The organism is Streptomyces sp. NA04227, from assembly GCF_013364195.1.
Classification (GTDB): domain Bacteria; phylum Actinomycetota; class Actinomycetes; order Streptomycetales; family Streptomycetaceae; genus Streptomyces.
In genome coordinates this window covers 5,764,811-5,787,434 of the sequence record NZ_CP054918.1, presented here as the reverse complement: position 1 = coordinate 5,787,434, position 22,624 = coordinate 5,764,811, and the positions used below count along the sequence as shown (strand labels likewise).

The window sequence follows — 22,624 nt, the reverse complement described above, 5'->3', positions numbered from 1 at the left end:
CGCCCGTGTCACCGCCATCCGTGCCGACGGCTCCACGGCCACTTCGGCCCGCCGTCCGGATCCCCCTCGGGGTCGTACTCGTAACGCCATCCGCGGTGCAGCCCGAGCCGGGGACTGGGCGCGAGTGCCACCCGGCGGTAGACGAGCACGGTCGGCTCGCCACCCTCGGGGTGCGGCACGGGCACGCGGTACCACTTCGGCGGATGCCCGGTCGCGCCGACCAGCACGTCGAGCACCCGCCCGTCCAGAGGCCCACCGACGAAGGGGGTCGCTTCGCTTCTCACGGGTCCAGTGTCACAGGGCGAGGGGTGGGGCGGTGCCGGGGCCCGAGCCGACCGTATGGACCGCCGGTCGGCCCGAGTGAGATTCTTCGGCCATGACGACGCCGCTACGACGGACCCAGGCCGAACGGGACGAGAGCACGGTCGAGATCGGCTACGCACTGCTGAGCGCGTGCTTCCTCGGCGCCGTCGTCTTCGGAACGATCGCCGGACCGGCCGCTGTCTGGGACCTCCCGCACGCCGTCGAGAGCGCGCTGGTTCTCGCGGGGGCCTGGGTTGCCGGAGCGCTCGCGGTGGTCCGTGTCGTTCATGTCCTTTGGCGACATGGGAGGCACCGCGGAGATGCCTCAGGCCCACGATTCAGTACGGCTGTTGAAGCCAGGCGCCGAGGGTCGCGAAGTCGCGGGTAACCGCCCCGATCCCACAACGCCCACACCCTCGACCGCCCCCCTGCCCCACCCTCACACCAAATGCGCCGCACCCGTCACCAGCGGCAGAAGCCTGCCCGCGAGGTGGCTCATGCGACCGTCCTCGACTTCCAGGGAGAGGGCATAGCGGACCACGTCGGCCGTCTGCCGGTCGCGGCCCGCGGTCACCGCCAGCATGAGCATGAGGTTCTCGACCATCCAGTCGCACAGTTCGTCGCGCGGTACGGACTTGTCCTCGTCCAGCCAGATGAGGGAGGCGCCCTCGACGGCGGTGATCCACATCCGTACGGTCATCCGGAGCTGGCGGCCGGGCTCGCGGGCGCCGAGGTGGCTGAGGATGTGCTCGGCGGCGGCGCGGCGGACCTCGTCGACGATGGCGGTGGTACGCGAGGTCTCCGCGACGCTGCCGCCCTGGAGCAGGGCGCTGAACCCGGCGTCGTGCTCGTCGACGAAGGTCAGGTAGCGGGTCAGGGCCCGGGCCAGGCGCTCGGTGAGCGGGCCCTCCTCGGGCTCGGCGAAGCAGTTCTCCAGGACGTCGGCCGCCGAGCGCAGGGCGGCCTCGTACAACTGCTGCTTGCCGCCGGGGAAGTAGCGGTAGACGAGCGGGCGGGAGACTCCGGCGGCCTCGGCCACGTCGTCCAGTGAGACGTCCTCGGGGACGCGGTGCGCGAAGAGGTTCAGCGCGGTGTCGATGAGCTGGGCACGCCGCTCCTCCACACTGAGCCGCCGATAGGCGCGTGGGGTGGCTGCCGAGGTCATGCCAGGCAGCGTAACCGGAGCGGCCGCCGGGCGGTCCGGCGCCCCGGAGTGACCGGTGGGCGCACACCCGGCGCACGGCGGGTGTACGGGGCGTGCGCACGGGCGCTGTCGGCTCCGGCCGGCGGCCTCCCGCTGCGGACCGGCGACCACCCGGTTCAGGCGGGCCTTCGCGTGCGCTTCCCGATCCGCGTCGCGGTTCAGGCGAGCAACCCGGAGCTGCGCCACAACGTACGGCCGACGCCCTGCATCAGACCGATGTCGTCGAGGAAGTCGGTCAGGCGGCGGGCGCCGGTCTGCATGATCTCGCGGCGGTGGCCGCTCGCCCTGACCTGGGCGAGGGCCTGCCTGCGGTCGAGTCCGACGTCCGTGTAGACCTGCGGGTTGACGAAGGCGACCGAGAAGACCCGGGCCGCCTCGCCCGCGCTGATGATGGTGAGCTGCTTCTCCCAGCGCGGTGCCGTGGCCATCTGGCGGCGCAGCTCCTCGCGGGCGTAGCGGACGTGCCGGGCCTCCTCGATGACGTGGATCCGGGTCACGCCGCGCACCAGCGGCTGGACCCGCTCGTCCGGGAAGGTCAGTCGCTGCATCCAGTCCAGGATCTCCTCGCCGAGCAGGGTGCAGGCGAAGGAGCCGGGGGTGGTGGAGACCGTCTTCAGTACGCGCGCCAGGTTGTGGTTCAGCCGTGACACCGGGTACGAGGGCACCTCGGCGCGGTTGATGAGGCGCGCGAACATCATCGAGTGACGGCACTCGTCGGCTATCTCGGTGAGTGCGTACCGGGTGTGGTTGCTGGTCAGCGACTTGTCGTAGATGTGGCGGGCGAGCAGCTGGATGAGGATCAGCTCGAACCAGATGCCGAGCGAGGCCAGCGAGGCGGCCTCGTGCCGGGCCAGGTCCATCCGCTGTTCCTCGGACATCCGCCGCCACAGCGGGGTGTCGTAGAGGGAGACGAGTTCCGGCGGCCAGAACCACTTGTCGGGCGCGAAGGGGGCCTCCCAGTCGAGCTCCTTGTCCGGATCGAAGGAGTGCCTCGCCGAGGAGTCGAGCAGGCGCAGTGCGGTCTCCTCGCGGTCCTTGAGCAGACCGAGGGAGTCCCTGAGCAGCTCGGTGCGGGTCGGGCTCGTCATGTTCGGCACCTCTTCGTGCGGGGATCTCGGGGCCGCGCCCCCGAGGGCGGCCTCGATCCTTATGAGACTGCCTGTCAGTAAGGTCGTCAATCCCTTGCGCACGAGTTGTTGAGCCGTCACCTGCGAGCGAGGCGGTGGTGTGTGGAGGGGCGAGGGTGGGCGGGTGCCGTCGGCCGCTCAGCCCTCGCCCCGCGCCTCACTTGCCCGGCGGGGGCGCGGTGAGCGAGTCGATCAGCGTGACGATCTCCGCTTCGAGCCGCTCCCGGTCCAGGCCGCTGTCCGAGAGCGGGCCGCTGCCGTCCTCGTGTTCCAGGAGGGAGAGGAGCAGGTGCTCGGTGCCGATGTAGTTGTGGCCGAGGCGCAGTGCCTGGCGGAAGGTGAGCTCCAGGACCTTGCGTGCGTCGGTGTCGTACGGAATGAGTTCGGGGACCTCGGCCGCGGGGGCGGGCAGTGACTCGGTGGCCGCCCTGCGCAGATCGTCGAGCGGGACGCCGAGTGCGGTGACGGCGTGCATGCCGAGGGATTCGGGGTCGGTGAGCAGGGCCAGGACGAGGTGTGCGGGGCGGATCTCGGCGTGCGCGGCCTCGCGGGCGGCGTTCTGCGAGGCCATCACCGCGTTGCGGGCGCGCGGGGTGAACCGGTTGAAGCCCTCGTTCGGGTCGAGGGCCGAGGCGTCGCCCGGTTCCTTCGGCACGAAGCGCTTCTGGGCCGCTTGCCGGGTGACGCCCATGCTGCGGCCGATGTCGGCCCAGGAGGCGCCGGAGCGGCGGGCCTGGTCGACGAAGTGCCCGATGAGATGGTCGGCCACATCGCCCAGGTGGTCCGCGGCGACCACGGCGTCGCTGAGCTGCTCGAGTACGTCGGTGTGGACCTTCTTGATGGCCTCGATCAGGTCGTCCAGCCGGACCTGACTCGTGAGGCGTACGGGTTCGCTCATGTGTCAACCGTAGGTTGACACCCAGTGGAGTGTCAACCTTGGGTTGTCATCGAGGCGGGGCTGAGGTGGGGCTGAGGCGGGACGGTCGCCTCACCTCCCGTCCAGCACCGCCCGCATCACCGCCTTCGCGATCGGCGCCGCCACGCCCCCGCCGCTGATCTCGCTCCGCTTCGCCCGCGCGTCCTCCACCACCACGGCGACCGCCACCTTCGGCCGACTGTCGTCCGGGCGCTTCGCCCACGAGATGAACCAGGCATAGGGCGTACCGGAGTTGTCGACGCCGTGCTGAGCGGTGCCGGTCTTGCCGCCCACCCGTACGCCGGGGATCCGGGCCCGGCGCCCGCTGCCCTCGTCCACCACGCCGGTCATCAGCGAGCGCAGCTTCGCCGCGGTCGACGGCGACATGGCCTGCCGGGTGCCGCCCGCGCCGCCGCCGGTGCGTACCGTTCTGCCGTCCCGCGTGGTGACCTTGTCCACCAGGTACGGCGGCCGGATCACCCCGCCCGTGGCCACCGCCCCCGCGAGCGTCGCCATCTGGAGGGGAGTGGCCCGGGTGTCGAACTGGCCGATCGAGGACATCGCGAGCTGGGAGGCGTCCATCTCGGTGTCGAAGGTGCTCGGGGTGACCGCCGAAGGGATGCGCAGCCCCGCGTCGTTGAAGCCGAAGCGCTCCGCGGCGCGGACCATCGCCTTCAGCCCGGTCCGGACCCCGAGCTTCGCGAACACCGTGTTGCAGGACCAGGTGAAGGCGTCGCGCAGCGAGGCGTCGCGGCAGCCCTTGGCCTCGTTGGACAGCCACCGGTCGGTGCCGGGCAGGCGGTACGGGTCGGGGGAGCGGGTCGGCGCGTCGAGGTCGCGTACGCGTCCGGCGTCCAGGGCCGCGGCGGCGGTGACCACCTTGAAGGTCGAACCGGGCGGATAGGTCTGGCGGATGGCCCGGTTGAGCATCGGCTTGTCCGGGTCGGCGTTCAGCCGTTCCCAGGCCCGGGCCACCGAGGCGTCCGTACCGGAGAGCAGGTCCGGGTCGTAGGAGGGCGAGGAGACCAGGGCGAGGATGCGGCCGGTGGTGGGGTCCAGCGCGGCCACCGCGCCCTTGCGCCCGTCGAGTCCCTCGAAGGCGGCGCGCTGCGCGGCGGGCCGCACGGTGGTGACCACCCGGCCGCCCGGGCTGCGCACCCGCTGCCCGCCGAGCGCCGCGAGCGAGCCGAAAGGGGCGAGCCGCGGGTCGGTGCCGCTGAGTACCGGATCCTCCGCGCGCTCCAGCAAGGAGGTGCCGTACACCTGGGAGTCGAAGCCGGTCACCGGCGCGTACATCGGGCCGCTGCGGTAGGTGCGTTCGTAGCGCAGGTTCTCGCCGGTGTCGCGGGAGCCGGTGACCGGGCGGCCGCCGGCGAGGATCTCCCCGCGCGGCCGGTCGTAGCGCTCGATGCTCTGCCGCCGGTTGGCGCTGTTGGACCGCAGGTCCTCGGACTCGGTCAGCTGGAGGCGGGCGGTGTTGACGAGGAGGGCGAGCAGCAGCAGGGCGCAGAGCAGGGCGAGATGGCGGATGCGGGGGCCGATGGTGTCCTCGTCCGGGCCGGTCACGGGGTGGCCGCCTCGGCCCGGCGGCGTCCGGCGGTGTCGCTCAGCCGCAGCAGCAGTCCGACCAGGATCCAGTTGGTGACCACCGAGGAGCCGCCCTGGGCGAGGAAGGGCATCGGCATACCGGTGAGCGGGATCAGTCCGGTCACCCCGCCCGCGATGACGAAGACCTGGAGCGCGACGGTGGTGGCGAGGCCGGTGGCGAGCAGCTTGCCGAAGGCGTCGCCGAGGCCGAGCCCGGCGCGGTAGCCGCGCTCGACGAGGAGCGCGTAGAGCAGCAGCAGGGCGACGAGTCCGGCGAGGCCGAGTTCCTCGCCGGCCGTGGACAGGACGAAGTCCGAGGTGGCGGCGAAACCGATCAACTCCGAGTGCCCCAGGCCCAGTCCGGTGCCGGTGGCCCCGCCCGCCCCGAAGGCGAACAGCGACTGCGCGAGCTGCCCCGCACCCGCCCCCGCCTCGATGGACGCGAACGGGTGCAGCCAGTCGGCGATCCGGGTGTGGACATGCGGCTCGTACGTGCCGACGAGGACCGCCCCCGCCGAGCCGAGCAGCAGTCCGGCCGCGATCCAGCCGAGGCGGCCGGTGGCCGCGTAGAGCAGGGCGATGAAGACGCCGAAGAACAGCAGCGAGGTGCCGAGGTCGCGTTCCAGGATCAGGACGAGGACGCTGAGCAGCCACACCGTCAGGACCGGGCCGAGCAGGCGGCCGGTGGGCAGGTGCAGCCAGGTGAGCCGACGGCCCCTGCGGCTCAGGGCGCGCCCGGCGGCCAGATGGCCCGCGAAGAAGACGACCAGCAGGATCTTGGCGAACTCGCCCGGCTGGAACGAGAGTTCACCCATGTGCACCCACAGCCGGGCCCCGTTGACCGGCGGGAAGAAGACCGGCGCGAGCAGCAGTCCCAGGGCGCTCACCACGCATACGTACGAGTAGCGGCGCAGCGTCCGGTGGTCGCGCAGCAGCAGGAGTACGGCGAGCGCGCAGCCGATTCCCAGGGCGGACCACAGAAGTTGGGCCGGGGCGGCGGGCGCCGTGCCGCGCTCCAGGTCGAGCCGGTGCAGCAGGACCAGGCCGATGCCGTTGAGCAGTACGGCGATCGGCAGCAGCAGCGGATCGGCGTACGGGGCGCGCCACCGCACCACCAGATGGGCGAGCAGGGCGGACACACCGAGCCCGGCGCCGCAGGTGGCGGCGCCGGGCGGGAGCGTGCCGGTCTTCGCCAGGCCCAGGGCGCAGTAGCCCCAGGCAGGGAGAAGCACGGCGAGGACGAGCAGACCGAGCTCGGTGCCGCGTCCCCGGGGAGAGCGGTACGCGGCCGGTGGGGCCGCGTCCGCCGTCGTTCCGGTCATGCCCGGGAACGTAACAAGCGCCGGACGCAATGTCCTGTTCTGTCAGGGAACGTCAGCACCAGCGCGGGGCCGGACCGATGTTCTCGATGTAGCGCGCGGAGCCCCAGGCCCAGGTGCCGTCCGTCAGGAGGTACCAGCGCCAGTTGCCGTCGACGTTGTCGCCCTTGGTCTTGCAGAAGATGTGGACGATCGCGCCGTACGGCTCGGAGCGGACCACGTCCGCGCTCCGGGTGGGCGCGTCACGCAGGAGCAGTCCGCTCCTGGCGATGACCCGGCCCTTGTAGTGACGGTGGTGACGGCCGTCGTTGTAGAAGCGGCTGTCGTCGTGCTCGCGCATCTGGCCCGAGACCTCGGACCAGTCCGTCTCGGCCTGGGAGGCCGAGACGTCCGGGCCGACTGCCGGCTCGTGGTCGGGGTCGGTCGCGAGGGCCGCACCGCTGGTGGCGAGGACGGCGAGTGCGCCACCGGCGGCAGTTATACCGATCCGGGTGGCGAGGGACCGCACGGACATGTGACCTCCATAGGCGGAGTCAGTGGGTGAATATGACCTTGTTCACGCTAATTCGTGCACATTTTGTGCGCAAAAGATCACGTACGGTCATCGCAAGATCGCTCCCGATGCGATCCGCCGCCAACTCCCGGACATCTCCGCCCGGTTGACTGGGCCGCCACCGGTCGGCCCGGTTCGCCTTGCCGCCCGGGCGGCTGTCCTGGTCCCATGAACGGGGGTGATGGTCTTGAGCGGTCTCCGCGTCGTTCCGGTCCGGCGGAACGGCCGTCAGTGGTGGTACGTCACGCGTCCCGACGGGCGCCAACTCGCCTGGTATGACCGGGAGTCGGGACGGGTGAGCGTGCTCGACAGAGTCGAGCGGGAAGCCGTGCTCGAAGCGCTCGAACCCTTCCTGAGCGGCTCGGTCACCGTGGGCCCGCCGCCGGTGCCGAGCCGGGCGGAAATCGCCCGCATGGCCCTTCACCCGGACGACGACCTGGCCCCCAACCGCCCCGGCGAGACGCTCCTGGCCGAGCTCGAACACCGGCCCGGCCCCCTCTCCGGTCACCTGTCCCGGCTGCGCCCCGACCCGCGCCGCGCCGAACTCGCCGCGGAACAGGAGGTCGGCGCGGCCCTCGACCTGCTGGAGGCGGGCGGCTGGCGCACCCTGCACTCCTTCTCGCTGCCGGGCGGCGACCGCGTCCGCCATCTGATCGTCGGCCCCGGCGGCGTCCTGGTACTCCAGCCCCTGCGGGCCCACCGGCAGCGGGTCCGGATCAGCGGCACCGCCGTCCGCCTCGGCCGCCGCGCACCACAACCGCTCCTGCGCCCGCTGCGTTCCTCCGCCGACCGCGCGGCCTACGTCCTGGACGTCGAGGTCCGCCCCGCCCTCGTCCTGCTCGGCCCGGCCGAGGTGCACCGGACGGAGTCCGCCCGTGACGTGCGCGTACTGCGGGACGCCGGGATCACCGCCCTCGGCTACGAAGGCGGCGTGCTCAAACCGGCCGACGTGGACGCGGTGTTCGCGTTGGCGCGGGACCGATCCACGTGGCTGCGGGCGTAGTTGGGGGAGCGTGTTCATGCGGATGGAGGGGGGTGGGCTTCAACTTCCTTGCTGTGTACGTGACTTCACGTTCCTGCCGCTGCCGCTGCCGCTGCCGCTGCCGTCGCCAGCCCGGCCCTCCGCCGCCTCCGCGATGCGTTTGACGGCCGCGAGGCGGGTGTCCCACTCCGAAGCCAGGCGGCGCATCCAGCGCGCCGTGGCGTCCAAGCCCTCCGGGCGCACGGTGTAACGCGACTCGCGGCCCGCGCGCCGATGGCTGACCAGCCCCGCCCGGTCCAGTACGCCCAGGTGCTTCACGATCGCCTGGCGGCTGACCGGCAGGTCCTCCGCGAGCCGGGTCGCCGTGGCCTCGCCGAGCGCCGCGAGCGTGTCGAGCAGCCTGCGCCGGGTGGGGTCGGCGAGCGCCGCGACCACCTGGCCCACTTCGTCGGTCTCGGTCTCGGTCTCGGTCGCGGCGGCGGCCGGGTCAGCGGGGTCGGCGGGGGCAACGGGGTCGGCGGGGTCGGAACCCCGATTCACCGGCCCGCCTGCTCCGCGTACGTACGCAGGATCTTGACCATGTCCGTCCAGCCGCCCTCGTGGCTCTCGTACGAGGCCTCGTGGCGCCCCTCGGGCACCGGCACCTCCGCGAAGCCGCTCTCGACCACGCGCAGCAGGGTCCCCTCGCCCTCCGCGGTGAGCGTGAACTCGACGAGGGTGGCGTTGCCGGGCACCGCGACGTCGCCGGGGTAGCCGCTGGCCCACAGGTAGGCGAAGCGGTGCGGCGGGTCGACGGTGACGATCTTGGTGGGGAACTGTCCGTGCTCGCCGTGGTCGAGCTCCATGATGCCGCCGGGCCGCAGGTCGATCTGGGCCGGGCTGCCCTGGCCGAACCAGTTGCCGACGTGCTCCGGCTCCGTGAGTACGGCCCACACGTGCTCGACGGAGGCGTCGATGGTGATCTCGCGTTCGATCCTGTCCTTGGTCATTTCCGGTCCCGTCCTTGGGGTGCGTAGGGAATGTCGTGCTACCCCATGGTTGCACTGGGGGAGGCCTATCGCAACCGTTGGGTTGCGCGTGTGGTCCAGCGTGGTCGAGTGTGGGCGTCGAGGTGTGGGCGGGGTGCGGACCCGCCGACCGTGTCGGCGCGCCCCCGGGCTCAGGGCAGCGCCCTCGCCCGGTTCGGGTTGAGGAGCGGGGCCAGGAGGTCGCCGTAGTCCTGGAGTCGTGGGGCGATATCGCCTGCCAGGAAGTGGAGTTGGGCCGGATTTTGGCAGTCGGTGACCTCTTCCCAGGTGACCGGTGTGGACACGGCGGGGTCGGGGCGGGCCCGCAGGGTGTAGGGCGTCGCCGTGGTCTTGGCCGCCGCGTTCTGGCTGAAGTCGACGAAGACCTTGCCCGGGCGCAGGCTCTTGGTCATCCGATGCGTGACGAGGCGGGGTAGTGCCTGCTCCGCCTCGACGGCGAGCCGCTTGGCGTAGGCGGTGACGTCCGCGGAGGGGGTGCGCTCAAGGGGTGCGAGCAGATGCAGGCCCTTGGCCCCGGAGGTCTTCGCGAAGGCCTCGATACCGTCCGCGGCCAGCCGCTCGCGCAGCCACAGGGCGACCTCGCAGCACTCGACCACCGTGGCGGGCGAGCCGGGGTCCAGGTCGATGACGAGCCGGTCCGCCTGCCCCGGGGCGTCCGCCTGCCACTGCGGGGTGTGGAACTCGATCACCAGATTGGCCGCCCAGACCAGGGTCGCCAGATCCTGTACGAGCACCTGCCGGGCCGGTCCGTCCGAATGGGGGACCTCGGCGGTACCGATCCAGTCGGGGGTGCCGGGCGGCACGTTCTTGGTGAAGAAGAGCTGTCCGTCGGGCCCGTCGGGGAAGCGCAGGAAGGACACCGGGCGGTTGTGGAGGTGGGCGAGCAGGGAGCCGGCGGTCGTCGCGTAGTAGTGGACCACCTCGCCTTTGGTGAAGTGGTGCGCCGGATACAGGACCTTGTCGAGGTTGCTGAGCGCCAGCCGTCGCCCCTCCACCTCGGTGATGGGCGTCATACGATGAGAATCCCACGGAAACCATCCCAAACTCCATCGGAGCTGAGGACTACCGGCGAACCTGTACGTACCGCGCCCCGTGCCGGGCGGCGGCTGCCAGCAAAGGTGACAGAACGTGCGATCCATCTGGAACGGTGCTATCTCCTTCGGCCTGGTCAGCATCCCGATCAAGGTCGTGAACGCCACCGAGAGCCACAACGTCGCGTTCCGGCAGATCCACACCGAGGACGGCGGCCGCATCCGCTACCGCAAGGTCTGCGAGCTGGAGGACCGTGAGGTCAGCCAGTCCGAGATCGGCAAGGGCTACGAGGACGTGGACGGCTCGATCATCCCGCTCACCGACGAGGACCTGGCCTCGCTGCCGATCCAGACCGCCAAGACCATCGAGATCGTCTCCTTCGTCCCGGCCGACCGCATCGACCCGCTCCAGATGGACGCCGCCTACTACCTCGCCGCCAACGGCGCCCCGGCCACGAAGCCGTACACCCTGCTGCGCGAGGCGCTCAAGCGCAGCCAGAAGGTCGCGATCGCCAAGTTCGCGCTACGGGGACGGGAGCGGCTCGGCATGCTGCGCGTCGTCGACGACGTCATCGCCATGCACGGCCTGCTCTGGCCCGACGAGATCCGCGCGACCGACGAGGTGGCCCCGGACGCCGAGGTGACCGTCCGCGACGCCGAACTCGACCTGGCCGACGCCCTGATGGACACCCTGGGCGAGGTCGATCTCGACAGCCTGCACGACGACTACCGCGACGCCGTCGAGGAACTCATCGCCGCCAAGGCGGGCGGCGCCCTGCCCCCCGCCCCCGCGCCGGAGCGCGGCGAGGGCAAGGTCCTCGACCTGATGTCCGCCCTGCAGAGCTCGGTACGCGCCGCTCAGGAGGCCCGCGCCGAGGGCGGCGGCAAGGCCGCCGAGCAGGCCGCCGAGGAGATGGCGGAGGTGACCCGACTGCCCCGCAAGTCGTCCGGCACCCGCTCCCGCCGCTCGGCCCCGGCGACCCCCAAGGACGTCGGCGGCAAGAAGTCCACCTCCGCCACGAAGCGCACCGCGAAGAAGACCACGGCCAAGAAGTCGACGGCCGGGGCCCGTTCGGCATCGGCGCCGAAGAAGACGGCGACCGCGTCGAAGACGGCCTCCGGCGGAACAGCCGCGAAGAAGACGGCCAAGTCCACGACGTCCACGAGGGCCAAGTCCACCGCCAAGACCACGGGCGGCAAGGGGGCCGCGAAGTCGACGGCGGCCAAGTCGACTGCGAAGAAGGCTAGTTCGCGGCGGAAGGCTTCCTGAGGGGGTGGGTCGGCCTGCGGCGGCGGCAGCCGGGAGCGGCAGCTTGGATCGCAGGTGACGAAGGTGGGGAAGACAGCGAAGGTGGTGAAGGCGGCGATGGAGGCGAAAACCCGGGGCCCGCTTAGGAGTTCGGCCTGGCATCGGGTACCGGGTATCGGGTGACCGCGACCGTGGCCGGTCACCCGCAGACGATCCGCGGATGATCGGCCAAGACCCTTGGCGGGCCCAGCGTGCTTGATCCAAACGACAGGCCGTGAGAACGACAGGCCCCGAGAACGCCCCACCCTAAGGCCGCTGCGTTGGGGCACGTCTTCATGGAGATCGGGCCGTCGACAACTGCGGGCTGTGGCAGCACCAGGTGCGGCGACGGAGGGCCGGATGATCGCCGGGGGTGAGTCAGTCGGCGAGGTGTTTCTTGGCGATCCAGCCCGTACGGCCCTTCAACTGGTCATTGAGGACGTAGACATAGACCCAACCGGCCGCCTTTCGCACGGCCATACAGGAACGACCGCTCGCTTCCAAGGGAGCGACCTTCACAAGAGAGGGAGTGCCGTGCCCGGGAGGCTGAGGGGAACCAGCGCCAGTCGGTACCGCGTCGCCGCCACCATGCTCGTGAGCATCGGCCTTGCCGGTTTGGCTGCGGCCCAAGTGGCAGGCGACTCACCAAAGCGAGACGCCTCCCCTGCTCCCGGTGACCGACCAGTGCCGGTTTCCGAGGTCCGCCCACTGACGGCGGAGGAGGGGACGGTTCTGCACGCGGCGGAGCAGATCCTGCTCCGTGACTGCATGCGCAGGCAGGGCTTCGAATACCAGGTAACGCGCGAGAATCCGCTTCCCGAGGCACGGGAGTTCCCGTACGCCGTCGATGACCTCCCGTGGGCGGCTAAGCACGGATACGGGAGCGGGCTGCAGCGAGAATTGGGGGGATCAAAGAACGACCCCAACCAACGTTACTTCCGCAGCCTGCCACCCGAGCGTAAGCGCGCAGCGCTCACCGCCGCCAACGGCCCGCGCCCGAACGGCCTGACAGCCAAGACACCGGACGGAATGGTGCTCAACCGCAGCAGTCAAGGCTGCCAGTCGGAGGCAGAGCGCACGCTCTACGGCGACCTCAAAGCCTGGTTCCAAGCACAGACCACCGTCGAGTCGTTGCCCGACCTGCGCCGCCAACGCGTCCACGCAGACCCTCGCTTCACCGTGGCAGTGCGCAAGTGGAGCCGGTGCATGCACACTGCCGGGCACCCCTACGCCACACCCGAGAATGCGCGATGGCGCTGACCCCACCCGGGCCACGCCAGCCGGCTCCCTCGGACCAGGAAGTCCGCCTTGCTGTCGCGGAGGCACATTGCGTATCCCAATCGGTCTCACCAATGCCATCGCGGTCCTGGATAAGCAGTACGAGAAGGAACTGCGCGAGCATCACGTAGCGGGTGGACCGCTCGACCAGGGTGCCGATAGCTGAGCGGCCGTCCTTGCCGATGATGAGGTCGCCCTCCCAGTGGCCGGGGACGGCCCGGTCGGCGGCTTCGGCGGGGCGTTCGCTGATCAGAACCATGTCCTTGATGGCGCGGGAGATGCGCTTGTGAGCGTTGCGGTGCGGGCGCCGGCGAGCTCGTCCAGTGCGAAGTGAGCGGGTCGGTTCCCGGCGGAGTGCTCCGCGGCCTTGGACGTAGAGGGCCTGGTAGATCGTCTCGTGGGTCACGTGCATGTCCGACCGGTCGGGAAAACGTGTCCGCAGAGCGTTGCAGATCTGCTCTGGACTCCACCGCATGGTCAGGTGCCGCTGGATGAAATCCCGCAGTTCGGGGCTCTGCCCGATCTTGCCCAACTTGGGCCGGGGGTGGCGCCGTTCGGCACGACGGTGGGCATGGAACGGCTGGTAGGCAAAGCCGCCCTTGGGCATGGCCCGGCGGTTGCGGCGTATCTCGCGGCTGATCGTGGAGGGGCTGCGGCCCAGCTCTGCGGCTATCTGCCGGACGGACGCCTTCTCGCGCAGCCGGTCGGCGATGTGGATGCGGTCCTGTTCCTGGAGATACCGCGACGGGCCGCAAGGCGGCTCCTCCGGATGTTCCCCGGCCACGGGCCTGTGCCCGTACTCCGGGTAGATCGGAGGGGCTACCTTGCGGCCCCTTTGGTGACCATTGCGCCACTTCTTGCCCGTACGGCGGTCGATGCCAACGATCCGGGCCGCTTCGCGGGTGCTGTAGCCCTGCTCCATGAGCTGGAAGTATGCGGCCCGCTCACGGAGCAGCGGCTTCGGCCCCCGTGACGTCCTGTTCTTGCGGATCTCGAAGTCCATGACACCCCTTGAACTGGGGTGTTGCAACGACCACTAGAACTAAAGCAACGGCGGGACCCTTGGGTACTGCGAGTGCGTTCTACTTGATGTCGCCGGTCCAACTGGTGTATTCGCCGCCCATTTCGCCGCTCTCCGCGCCGATGTCAATGCGGTTTAGGCGGCATTTTACAGTTTTGCCGAGGTTATGAGCGAGCGTGGCCTCTTCGGTGAAGGTTTCCGTAGTTGTGGGTGCGAGACTACGGTCCTTCCGGGGCTTTGAGCCCTTGTCAATATAGGCGTGGCCGGCGAATCCGCCCTTGGCGCCCTCACATTGAGGGCTGAGATCGTCGAGGCCGAATTCGTCTTTGCCGCCGTTGCTGACCATCCATGTGACACGGAACAGAGTCACTTTGTCTTGAGGGGGCTTGTCGTCCCACTTACCGAACTCAGTGATCCGGCTGATACTGAGCACTTTGACTTCGACGCCGTCGTCATAGCGGTAGGTATCACCGACGTTCAGTTTGGCCGGACGCTGCGCCTCAGGCCGCGTAGGTCGAGGCGGGAGGTCTAGGTCCCTTTTGTCGTCACCGCAGGCGCTGAGCGCTAAGGCGAGAGCTGCCATGGCGATGGTGGTGCGGGTGCGCATCGTTCCCCCGAGAGAGTTCGTGTTGCTGTTCGGGGGTCATGATGCGACGCGCGGGGGTGATGTCCGGACAGTGTTTCGGGCTTGTGACGCTCCGGTGGCCCGGCCGTCAAGCTGGCGGCCAGGCACCGGACGGGGCTGCTCGGTCGGCTCCTGTGCTCAACTACCGAATCCCCGCCCACCCTGCCCGCCCCGAAGAGACTCCTCGTTGCCGACATCGGGTGAGAAGGCCTCACGGGTCGCGGTGCCGGGGCGCAGGCCCCACTCCTCTTCGCCGAGGGCGTCGGTGATCTCGGCCGCCTCGACCTCGGCCACGGCCTGCTCGGCCGCCGTGCGCGGGGGCCGGTTCGGGTGGCTCATCGGGTTGGGACGATCTGTGCGAGCCATGAGGACTCCTTTGCTGTCTCGCGTACCGGAGCGCTCGGTGCTGCCCTGCCGCCGCTCGCGGCCCGGTCGCGTCAGTCGCGCCGGTCGGTTCGGCCGGTGCTCCCGTTGTTCCTACGGTCCTCCCCTCGCCGCCGCCGCACCAGTGGACGTACGTACCGCTTCGCCGCGCTCATCGCGGGTCACTGTGGGTCACACGGCTCAAGGGGTCGTACGGCAGGACCCTGGAGTACGGAGCCGTCGATCGCGAACCGCGAGCCGTGGCACGGGCACTCCCAGGTGCGTTCCGCGTCGTTGAAGGCGACCAGGCAGCCCAGGTGCGTACACCGGGCCGAGACCGCGTGCGTGGTGCCGTCCTCGTCGCGGTACACGGCGCACCTGCGGCCGTCGATCCGTACGACGGCGCCCTCGCCCGGCGGGATGTCGCCGACCTGGTCCGGGTGCCGGGTGCGCAGCCGGTCGCCGACGAAGTGCTGGGCCACATCGGCCTGTTGGCGCAGCAGGTTCGGTGCCTCGCGGAGTGCGGGCCACAGCCGTCGCGGGTCGTACAGCGGCGCCCATACCGGCTCGCGGCCCTGCACCAGGTCCGAGATCAGCCGCCCGGCCAGTACGCCGCCGCTCATGCCCCAGCCGCCGAAGCCGGTGGCCACGTAGGTGTGCCGGGCGCCGGGGTGGAAGAGCCCGGCCATGGCGACGGTGTCGCTCGGGTCGAGGTCCTGCGCCGCCCAGCGGTAGCGCGTCTCGGTGACCGGGAAGTGCTCCCACATCCACCGCTCCAGACGCAGGAACCGCTCGGCGATCCCGCCCGCGCCCGGGGTGAACTCCTCCCCGGTCACGATCAGCAGCCGCTGTCCGTCGGGCAGCGGCGCCGTACGGACGGAGCGCTTGTGGTCCTCGGTCGTGAGGTACATGCCGCCCGGATCGGCCGCCGCGTCGAGCGGCGCCGCGACCACCAGTTCGCGCCAGGGCGAGAGCCGGGCGAAGAGCAGGGCCCGGTCGAAGACCGGATGGTGGGTGGCCACGACGACATCGCGTGCGGTGAGCGTGGCCCCCGACTCGGTGGTCAGGCGGCAGGGCGAGCCCTCGGTGAGCCCGGTGACCCGGGTGCGTTCGTGGACGCGGGCCCCTCGACGGCTCAACTCCTCGGCCAGCGCCAGGAGATAGGCCCGCGGATGGAACTGCGCCTGGTTCCCGGCCCGTACCGCACCGGCGATCTCGAAGGGCAGACCGGTCGTGGTGACGAACTCCGCGTCGAGCCCGGCCTCTTGGGCGGCCTCGGCCTCCTCGCGCAGGCCCGGTACCGCGGCCTGGTCCCGGGCGTAGACGAAGGAGGGCGCCCGTTCGAGCGCGCAGTCGATGCCGAGTTCGGCCACCGTCGCGAACACCCGCTCCACGGCCTCCAGTTGCGAGGTCGCGTACCAGCGCGCGCCCTCCGCGCCCCGGGTACGCCTCAAGTGCGCGTACACCGCGCCGTGTTGAGCACTCAGCTTGGCCGTCGTGTGCCCACTGACCCCCGCCGCGATGCGGTCCGCCTCGAGCACCGCCACCGAACGCCCGGCCAGGGCCAGCTCCCAGGCGGTACTCAGCCCTGCCATACCGCCCCCGACCACCGCCACGTCCACCTCGGCGCCGTCGTCCGCCAGCGGCGCGTAGGACGTCGTGGGAGTGGTGTGCATCCAGTACGACTCGCCGTCCCCCGGCAGGGGAGGGTGCTCCGCCATCACAGTCCTTTCCGTCCCGCCTTCCTGCCGTCCCAGCGGTCCGGGACCGGTGGGACCGGTCCACCCGCCTGGGTGCCCGGGCCCTCGCGCCTGCCCGCCGGGACTGTGTCCAACCCCCACCTCACGCCGCGCCGGGGGTGTACGCCAGACGTGCTGGGCTGTCCGAGCCCCGGCCGCCCGGCGGGAGCCACCGCGGGTGTGCGGGTCCGGACGGGGTTCGGTACTGTGTGGCCTCCGCACCACGCGACCGAGGAGGTGAGCCCCATCCACGCACGTCAGGCAGGGCGCTCCAGCCTCCCGACCACGGGGTCCGACCCCCGGGGATGAACGGCGAGCGCCCTTCGACCACCCGAAAGGCCGCTCCGATGTCTCCGTCTTCTCTCGCGTCTGGTTCTTCGCTTTCTTCTCGCTCTTCTCGTTCTTCCGCGACGTCGCCTTCGACTCCTTCTCCGGCGCCCTTCTCTCCTCCCTCCCCGTCCGGTTTGTTGTTGGTGGAGCGCCTGCGTGCCTCCGGCTGTGTCTTCGCCGAGGAGGAGGCCGCGCTGCTCGTGGGGGCGGCGGGCGGTCCCGGCGAACTGGAGGAGATGACGCGGCGCCGGATCGCGGGGCTTCCGCTCGAACACGTCCTGGGCTGGGCCGAGTTCAGAGGGCTGCGGGTGGCCGTAGCCCCCGGTGTGTTCGTGCCGCGCAGACGCAGTGAGTTCCTGGTCGAGTGTGCGCTGGAGCCGGCGGGGCCGGGCGCCGTCGTGGTCGATCTGTGCTGCGGCAGCGGCGCGCTCGGTCTGGCGCTGGCCGAGGCGCTCGGTGAGGCGGAACTCCACGCGGCCGATCTGGACCCCGCCGCGGTGGACTGTGCCCGGCGCAATCTGGGCGCGGCGGGCGGCCTGGTTCACCAGGGGGATCTGTACGCGGCGCTCCCGGCCGAACTGCGCGGCCGCGTCGACATACTGACCGCCAACGTCCCGTACGTGCCCACCGGCGAACTCGGGCTGCTGCCGCCGGAAGCACGCGAGTACGAGCCCGTGACCGCGCTCGACGGCGGTGGTGACGGGCTCGACGTACTCCGCAGGGTGAGCGCCGAGGCCCTGCTCTGGCTCGCCCCGGGCGGATGTCTGCTCAGCGAGACGAGCGGCCGCCAGGCCGCGGCCGCCGCCCGGCAGTTCGCCGTGGACGGCCTGGTGCCGCGCGTCGTGGAGGACGAGGAGCGGGGCGCCACGGTCGTGATCGGGACGAAGCCGGGCGGTTGAGAGCCCGTGAGTTGCCGCAGCCGCGCCTCACCCCAGTTCCAGACTCGTCACCCCGAACGTCCCCTCCAGGCGCGTCGGCTGCGCGGGGTCCGTGTACATGCGGGTGGTCACCGAGCGCTGTTCCAGGCCGCGTTCGGTGACCAGGGACATGGCTTCGGTGCGGGGTTCGGGTACGTCGATCCACAGTTCCTCGTCGGGGGCGAGGTGCGCGGCGAGGGAGTCGAGGAGGGCCTCGGCGCCCTCGCGGGAGTCGGCGAACAGGGGGCCCACGCGCCTGCCCTCGTGGGCGGGACGCATGACGGCGTAACCCGCGACCGCGCCGTCCCTGAGGTGGACGTAGGCGTGGTGGCCCGGGCCGGTGAGCCAGCGCCGGACGAAGGCGGGGCGCGGTGCGGGGAAGCAGCGCGCGTCGTAGGCGGCGACGGCGGTGAGGAGGTCCGGGTCCTGGCTCACCTGCCGCACGTCGAGGTGGCGGGTGGCGGCCGGGTCGGTGCCGGGGCGGCCCGCGAAGCGCAGGTTCTCGTAGCGTGCGTGGAAGCCCGAGCGCTTGTACGTCTCGGTCTGCGCGGGCACCGCGTCCAGGCCGACCACCCGGTCCTCGGCGTGGGAGAAGGCGGCGCGCCAGGTCGCGAGGCCGAGGCCGCGGCCGCGGAAGGCCGGGTGCACCAGGTAGTAGCCGAGGAAGGCGTAGCGCGGGGAGTAGTTGACGACCGAGATGGCCGAGACGGTCCGTCCCTCGAACCGGCCGAGGAAGAAGCCCTGCGGATCGGTGGGGTGAAAACCCTCTATGTCGTTGACACCCGGGTTCCACTGCTCGGCGGCGGCCCAGTCCACCACCTGCTGCCACTGCTCCAACGAGGCCTGGCTGAGGACGAGTTCGGAAGCTTCGGAAGTCATCGGTGGTGAACGTCCCTTTCGTGGTGGGGCCTGCGGGGGGGCGTACGGACCGTGGCCTGCCGGGAGGTGGCCGCTCAGATCAGGTCCATGGCGGCGACCTCGTCGGGGCGGCCGTAGCTGACCGGGCCCCTGAAGCGCCTGCGGGCGGTGGCGAACCACCACACGGTAGCGAGGACGAGGACGACGCCGAGCGCGATCGGCGCGTAGTTGAAGGACCGCGCGGTGATGGGCGAGACGTGCGGGAGCATGAACAGCACGCTGCTGAACAGGATCCAGGCCACCGCCACGGCCGCGACGGGACGTCCGTAGCGGCCCAGGTTCCAGGGTCCGGGCCGGAACTCGTCGCCCAGGCGCAGTCGCAGATAGATCGGTACCGCGTAGGCGAGGAACAGGCCGACGACATTGACGCTGACGACGGCCGTGAACGCCACGTGCGACCACCAGCCGGGAATCACCAGGACGAGGGAGCAGGCGGCGGCCAGCCAGACCGCCTTCACGGGGGTACGGGTACGCGGCGAGACCGAGTGCCACAGCTGGGATCCGGGCATCGCGCCGTCCCGCGCGAAGGCGAAGATCTGGCGGGTGTTGCTCGTCATATTGGCGAGTCCGCAGAAGAGCATCGCGCCGATCACAATGAGCAGCAGCAGTTTCGCGGTGCCCGTGCCGAGTGCGTCGACGAGTACCCGAACCGGTGGGGCGCTCGAACCGGCCTGGGCCGAGTAGTCCCCAATGGCGTAGACCAACGCGAGCATCAGCACCAGACCGCTGATCGCCGAGCAGCCGATCGCCCGCACAATTCCCTTCGGTGCATTGACCGTTGCCTTCACGGTCTCCTCCGACATGTGGAAGCTGCCGTCGAATCCGGTGAATGTCCAGCTGGTCACCAGCAGGCCCAGCATTCCCGCGTACACCGCATTGTCGAAGCCGGTGTTGTTGGCGTAGTGGGTGACGAAGCCCGCGGACTGATGCTGATCGGGCACGAAGGCCAGCGTGGTCACGATGATCAGCATGCCGATGAGCAGCCACCACACGGAGATCCTGTTCAGGACGGCGATCAGATGCACCGTGTAGGTGTTCGCGAGTGCCTGGACGAACAGGACGGCCGCGGTGATCAGCACCGTGCGTTCGAGTGTCGGGTCGTAGTCGCTCCACTGCATCGAGATGTACGCCTGGATGAAGGTGGCCGCCGCGTATCCGGTCGCGGCCGTACCGCCTACCTGTCCGACGAAGTTCAGCCAGCCCGTGTACCAGGACCAGGCGCCCTTGTGTCGTTTCGCGAGTTTCCCGGCGGAGAAATAGAGGGCCCCGCTCGTCGGATAGGCCGAGGCGATTTCGGCCATGGCGGCGCCCACGAAGAGCACCATCACCGAAACGCCGATCCAGCCGAACACCATGATGCGCGGACCTCCGGCATTCATTCCCATTCCGAAGGAGGAGAAAATGCCGGAAATGATGTTGATGATCGTGAAGGAGATCGCGAAATTGTCGAACGCGCGGAAACGCCGGGTGAGTTTCCGCGGATATCCCATGGCATGCAGCGTCGCGTCGTCGTCGAGCGTGAGCGGGGCCGCGGGGCGTGGGACCGACCTGCGGCGGATGGTGCGCTCGAACACAGCCGCAACCTTTCTTTCCGGATGGGGGGTTGAGGTCGATGGGGAGGGTCGGGTCGGGAGGGACGTCTGACGAGGTCGAGGGGGGAGTTGAGGTCGTGGGGCGAGTTGAGGTCGAAGTCGCGGTCGTGGGGGCGTGCGCCGGGGCCTTCGCCTCGCGAGGGCCGCCCCGCGACCGCCTCAGGTTGAGGACGGCACCGGAAGTCCGCACTGGCGCCGCGTTCTGCTGAGCTGGTCCGCCGGATCGCCGAAGGCCTGCCACGGCATACGGGAGGCGTACGGGCCCATCGCCGTGAGCACCGACCGCGCCTCGAACTCGCAGCGCGCCATGAACAGGGCGTGCGCGAGGTAGGCGAGGTCGAGCACCGGCGTGAACCGGTACTCCCCGACCTGCGGGAACCATCCGTGGTAGATGCCGAGGGCGGTCTTGCGCCACTGCGGCTGCGCCCAGACGCGGGCGGACAGCGGTATGGCCGGGTCGTAGTCCTCGACGAGCGCCACCAGTGGCAGCATCCGGATCGCCGACTCCGGGGGCGCGCGGTGGCTGAGGAAGGTCGCCACGTCCCAACGGGCGCTGGCGGAACCGCCGTTGCGCGCGAAGTAGTACGCGAGCAGCCGGTGGTGGGCCTCGCGGTGCCAGGGGTCCAGACGCAGGATCTTGACGAAGAGCCGCCAGGGTCCGGGCGGCCCGGTCATCAGCCCCTCGGGCGCCGGATCGCGCATTCCGTCCAGCCGGGCCAGCGCCAACTGGGCCACCCACGGCGTCGGATCGGCCGGAAACATCACCGAGGCACGCTCACACGCGGCGAACGCGATACGGGTCAACTGCTGCGCCCGCTCGTCCTGTTGCTCGGCCGTGCGCAGCGCGCGCAGCATCGCCACCCGCGCCCACAGCAGCGTCGACTCCGGATTGGGCTCCTCGTCGAGCCACCGTTCGGCGAGATCGGAATCGGCGGCCTCGGAGGCGAGGACCAGGGAACGGTGGGCGCGCAGCCCGAAGTCGCCGCGGCACTCCCGCAGTACGTCCTGGGCGCTGAGATAACGTCCCGCGCGCACGTCCACGCAGGCCCCGGCCAACTGCCCGTCGTCGGCCGCCGGATGCCAGACGTACTGGCCCGCGAACGACCGAGCAGCCATACGTTTCCCCCGTTCCGAATCCGCGCGCGGCTCCCGGCTCGCCACCCACACCCCAGGGTGAAAACGCCATTCCGCCGCAGCCGCCCAAGCAGTGCGCGATTCCGTCAATCCTCCCGTGAGGCCTCGCGGGAGCGGGGCACACACTACTGGCGATCGAACGGAGTGTCAGGGGTATGGCGATTGCGTACACCCCCGTGTACGGCGAATTGCGTTGCCGGGACTCCGCGGTACGGCGCGTTGTCGTGGACCGATGCGAGTTGTCAGGGTCCGGGTCCCCGGAGAATATGCCAACAGCAGAGTTCGGGAAACATGTCCGGAATCCGGACGGCCGATGCTGGTTTATGGGTGCGAGAGGGGTGCGAGATGCGTGTGAGATGGCCGGCGAGAAGCGAAAGAAGTAGATAGTTGAAGCAATCGTTTTCTATGGCCCCAGGATTCCGGCAATCCGACGCCGCGCACCTCCGGGAACGGCGTTCACCTCCGGCCGTCGTGTGTGCGGGGGCTTCGGGGCACCCTCTGGGGAGAGTGAGCGCCCGGCGGGCGGCGCACGGCACACCGCCACGGCTGCGATGATCTGAGGCATGGCTGAACGATTGATCGCGGCGTGCGACGGGGCGTCGAAGGGAAACCCGGGTCCGGCGGGCTGGGCCTGGGTGATCGCCGACGAGGCGGAGGTCCCGGTCCGCTGGGAGGCGGGACCGCTGGGCACGGCGACCAACAACGTCGCCGAACTCACAGCCCTGGAACGCCTGTTGACCGAGCTGGACCCCGCGGTCCCGGTGGAGATCCGGATGGACTCCCAGTACGCGATGAAGGCGGTCACCACCTGGCTGCCCGGCTGGAAGCGCAAGGGCTGGAAGACCGCCGCCGGAAAGCCGGTGGCCAACCAGGACCTCGTCGTCCGCATCGACGACCTGCTCCAGGGCCGCTCGGTCGACTTCCGCTACGTCCCCGCCCACCAGGTCGACGGCGACGTACTCAACGACCTCGCCGACCGCGCGGCCAGCCAGGCCGCCCAGCTCCAGACCCCGGCGGGCACCGACCAGGGCTCCCCGGAACCCCCGGCCTCGGCCCCGTCCGCCAAATCGGGCGCTCCGGGCGGCCGCAGCCGCTCGGGGTGGTCCTCGAGTGCGTCCGGCGGTCCCGCGGGCACCAACCGCCGCCGCGCCACGGGCGCCTCCTCCGGCCGCACCCTGAAGGCGAAGTTCCCGGGCCGGTGCCGCTGCGGCCGCTCGTACGCGGTGGGGGAGTCCATCGCCAAGAACGACGAGGGGTGGGGGCATCCGGAGTGCCGGGTGGGGGCGGCCGGGGGCTGAGCGCCCCCGGGCATCCGCCCGACCGCGACGGCACACGTAACGACAACGAGAGGGCCTCCAAGTCCCGGACA

General features: G+C 70.6%; 21 protein-coding genes and 1 pseudogene. 5 read left to right on the top strand and 17 right to left on the bottom strand.

Features of this window, described 5'->3' with window-relative positions:
* Positions 1–8: 8 nt before the first annotated feature.
* Positions 9–284: a hypothetical protein gene (locus tag HUT18_RS24700; RefSeq protein WP_176102743.1), complete on the bottom strand. Its 276-nt coding sequence runs from the start codon at positions 282–284 to the stop codon at positions 9–11.
* Positions 285–376: 92 nt separating this feature from the next.
* Between HUT18_RS24700 and HUT18_RS33950 the strand changes: the two genes are divergently transcribed.
* The gene (locus HUT18_RS33950; RefSeq protein WP_254878789.1) at positions 377–691 is read left to right on the top strand and encodes a DUF6332 family protein; all 315 of its coding nucleotides are present in this window, start codon (positions 377–379) and stop codon (positions 689–691) included.
* 51 nt (positions 692–742) lie between these two features.
* Here HUT18_RS33950 and HUT18_RS24690 read toward each other — a convergent pair whose 3' ends face one another.
* The 6 genes from HUT18_RS24690 to HUT18_RS24665 all read right to left on the bottom strand — a co-directional run bounded on the left by HUT18_RS24690 (position 743) and on the right by HUT18_RS24665 (position 6,970).
* Positions 743–1,468: a TetR/AcrR family transcriptional regulator gene (locus HUT18_RS24690; protein ID WP_176102741.1), complete on the bottom strand. Its 726-nt coding sequence runs from the start codon at positions 1,466–1,468 to the stop codon at positions 743–745.
* Between the two features lie 197 nt (positions 1,469–1,665).
* The gene (locus HUT18_RS24685; protein WP_176102740.1) at positions 1,666–2,595 is read right to left on the bottom strand and encodes a diiron oxygenase; all 930 of its coding nucleotides are present in this window, start codon (positions 2,593–2,595) and stop codon (positions 1,666–1,668) included.
* Between the two features lie 196 nt (positions 2,596–2,791).
* Positions 2,792–3,532, bottom strand: a complete 741-nt coding sequence (locus HUT18_RS24680) for a Clp protease N-terminal domain-containing protein (RefSeq protein WP_176102739.1) — start codon at positions 3,530–3,532, stop codon at positions 2,792–2,794.
* A 90-nt stretch (positions 3,533–3,622) separates the two neighbouring features.
* Positions 3,623–5,092: a penicillin-binding protein 2 gene (locus HUT18_RS24675; protein WP_176104784.1), complete on the bottom strand. Its 1,470-nt coding sequence runs from the start codon at positions 5,090–5,092 to the stop codon at positions 3,623–3,625.
* A gap of 20 nt (positions 5,093–5,112) precedes the next feature.
* A complete protein-coding gene (locus tag HUT18_RS24670) occupies positions 5,113–6,459 on the bottom strand; it encodes an FtsW/RodA/SpoVE family cell cycle protein (protein WP_176102738.1) in 1,347 nt (448 codons plus the stop codon).
* A 52-nt stretch (positions 6,460–6,511) separates the two neighbouring features.
* Complete coding sequence (locus HUT18_RS24665) at positions 6,512–6,970, bottom strand: SH3 domain-containing protein (protein WP_176102737.1); 459 nt, start codon at positions 6,968–6,970, stop codon at positions 6,512–6,514.
* A gap of 226 nt (positions 6,971–7,196) precedes the next feature.
* On the opposite strand from HUT18_RS24665, the gene HUT18_RS24660 reads away from it, so the two are divergent.
* Positions 7,197–8,012, top strand: a complete 816-nt coding sequence (locus HUT18_RS24660; RefSeq protein ID WP_176102736.1) for a nuclease-related domain-containing protein — start codon at positions 7,197–7,199, stop codon at positions 8,010–8,012.
* A gap of 39 nt (positions 8,013–8,051) precedes the next feature.
* Here the strand turns inward: HUT18_RS24660 and HUT18_RS24655 are convergent, their stop codons facing one another.
* From HUT18_RS24655 to ligD, 3 genes are all read right to left on the bottom strand, one after another.
* A complete protein-coding gene (locus tag HUT18_RS24655; protein WP_176104783.1) occupies positions 8,052–8,435 on the bottom strand; it encodes a helix-turn-helix transcriptional regulator in 384 nt (127 codons plus the stop codon).
* Positions 8,436–8,527: 92 nt separating this feature from the next.
* Positions 8,528–8,980, bottom strand: coding sequence for an SRPBCC family protein (locus tag HUT18_RS24650; RefSeq protein WP_176102735.1), 453 nt, complete (start codon positions 8,978–8,980; stop codon positions 8,528–8,530).
* A gap of 170 nt (positions 8,981–9,150) precedes the next feature.
* Positions 9,151–10,032 carry a non-homologous end-joining DNA ligase gene (gene ligD, locus HUT18_RS24645; protein WP_176102734.1) on the bottom strand — a complete coding sequence of 294 codons (882 nt, stop codon included), beginning with the start codon at positions 10,030–10,032 and terminating at the stop codon, positions 9,151–9,153.
* 115 nt (positions 10,033–10,147) lie between these two features.
* Between ligD and HUT18_RS24640 the strand changes: the two genes are divergently transcribed.
* Positions 10,148–11,320 (top strand): Ku protein, encoded by a 1,173-nt coding sequence (locus tag HUT18_RS24640; protein WP_176102733.1) that lies wholly within the window; start codon positions 10,148–10,150, stop codon positions 11,318–11,320.
* A gap of 1,414 nt (positions 11,321–12,734) precedes the next feature.
* Here the strand turns inward: HUT18_RS24640 and HUT18_RS24635 are convergent.
* The 4 genes and pseudogenes from HUT18_RS24635 to HUT18_RS24620 form a co-directional block, all read right to left on the bottom strand.
* A pseudogene (locus HUT18_RS24635) lies at positions 12,735–13,619 on the bottom strand (IS30 family transposase); the annotation flags it as partial.
* A 79-nt stretch (positions 13,620–13,698) separates the two neighbouring features.
* Entirely contained in the window at positions 13,699–14,244 is a 546-nt protein-coding gene (locus tag HUT18_RS24630; RefSeq protein WP_176102732.1) for a hypothetical protein, read from the bottom strand.
* 156 nt (positions 14,245–14,400) lie between these two features.
* On the bottom strand, positions 14,401–14,628 hold the full coding sequence (locus tag HUT18_RS24625) for a hypothetical protein (protein ID WP_176102731.1): 228 nt from the start codon (positions 14,626–14,628) through the stop codon (positions 14,401–14,403).
* A gap of 179 nt (positions 14,629–14,807) precedes the next feature.
* Positions 14,808–16,346, bottom strand: coding sequence for an FAD-dependent oxidoreductase (locus tag HUT18_RS24620; RefSeq protein WP_176102730.1), 1,539 nt, complete (start codon positions 16,344–16,346; stop codon positions 14,808–14,810).
* A 491-nt stretch (positions 16,347–16,837) separates the two neighbouring features.
* Between HUT18_RS24620 and HUT18_RS24615 the strand changes: the two genes are divergently transcribed.
* Positions 16,838–17,593: a putative protein N(5)-glutamine methyltransferase gene (locus HUT18_RS24615; RefSeq protein WP_254879085.1), complete on the top strand. Its 756-nt coding sequence runs from the start codon at positions 16,838–16,840 to the stop codon at positions 17,591–17,593.
* Between the two features lie 27 nt (positions 17,594–17,620).
* Here the strand turns inward: HUT18_RS24615 and HUT18_RS24610 are convergent, their stop codons facing one another.
* From HUT18_RS24610 to HUT18_RS24600, 3 genes are all read right to left on the bottom strand, one after another.
* Positions 17,621–18,490: a GNAT family N-acetyltransferase gene (locus tag HUT18_RS24610; RefSeq protein WP_176102728.1), complete on the bottom strand. Its 870-nt coding sequence runs from the start codon at positions 18,488–18,490 to the stop codon at positions 17,621–17,623.
* 74 nt (positions 18,491–18,564) lie between these two features.
* Positions 18,565–20,019: an amino acid permease gene (locus tag HUT18_RS24605; RefSeq protein ID WP_176104782.1), complete on the bottom strand. Its 1,455-nt coding sequence runs from the start codon at positions 20,017–20,019 to the stop codon at positions 18,565–18,567.
* A gap of 261 nt (positions 20,020–20,280) precedes the next feature.
* The gene (locus HUT18_RS24600; protein WP_176102727.1) at positions 20,281–21,237 is read right to left on the bottom strand and encodes a hypothetical protein; all 957 of its coding nucleotides are present in this window, start codon (positions 21,235–21,237) and stop codon (positions 20,281–20,283) included.
* 581 nt (positions 21,238–21,818) lie between these two features.
* On the opposite strand from HUT18_RS24600, the gene HUT18_RS24595 reads away from it, so the two are divergent.
* Positions 21,819–22,553 (top strand): ribonuclease H, encoded by a 735-nt coding sequence (locus HUT18_RS24595; RefSeq protein WP_176102726.1) that lies wholly within the window; start codon positions 21,819–21,821, stop codon positions 22,551–22,553.
* Positions 22,554–22,624: the final 71 nt, after the last annotated feature.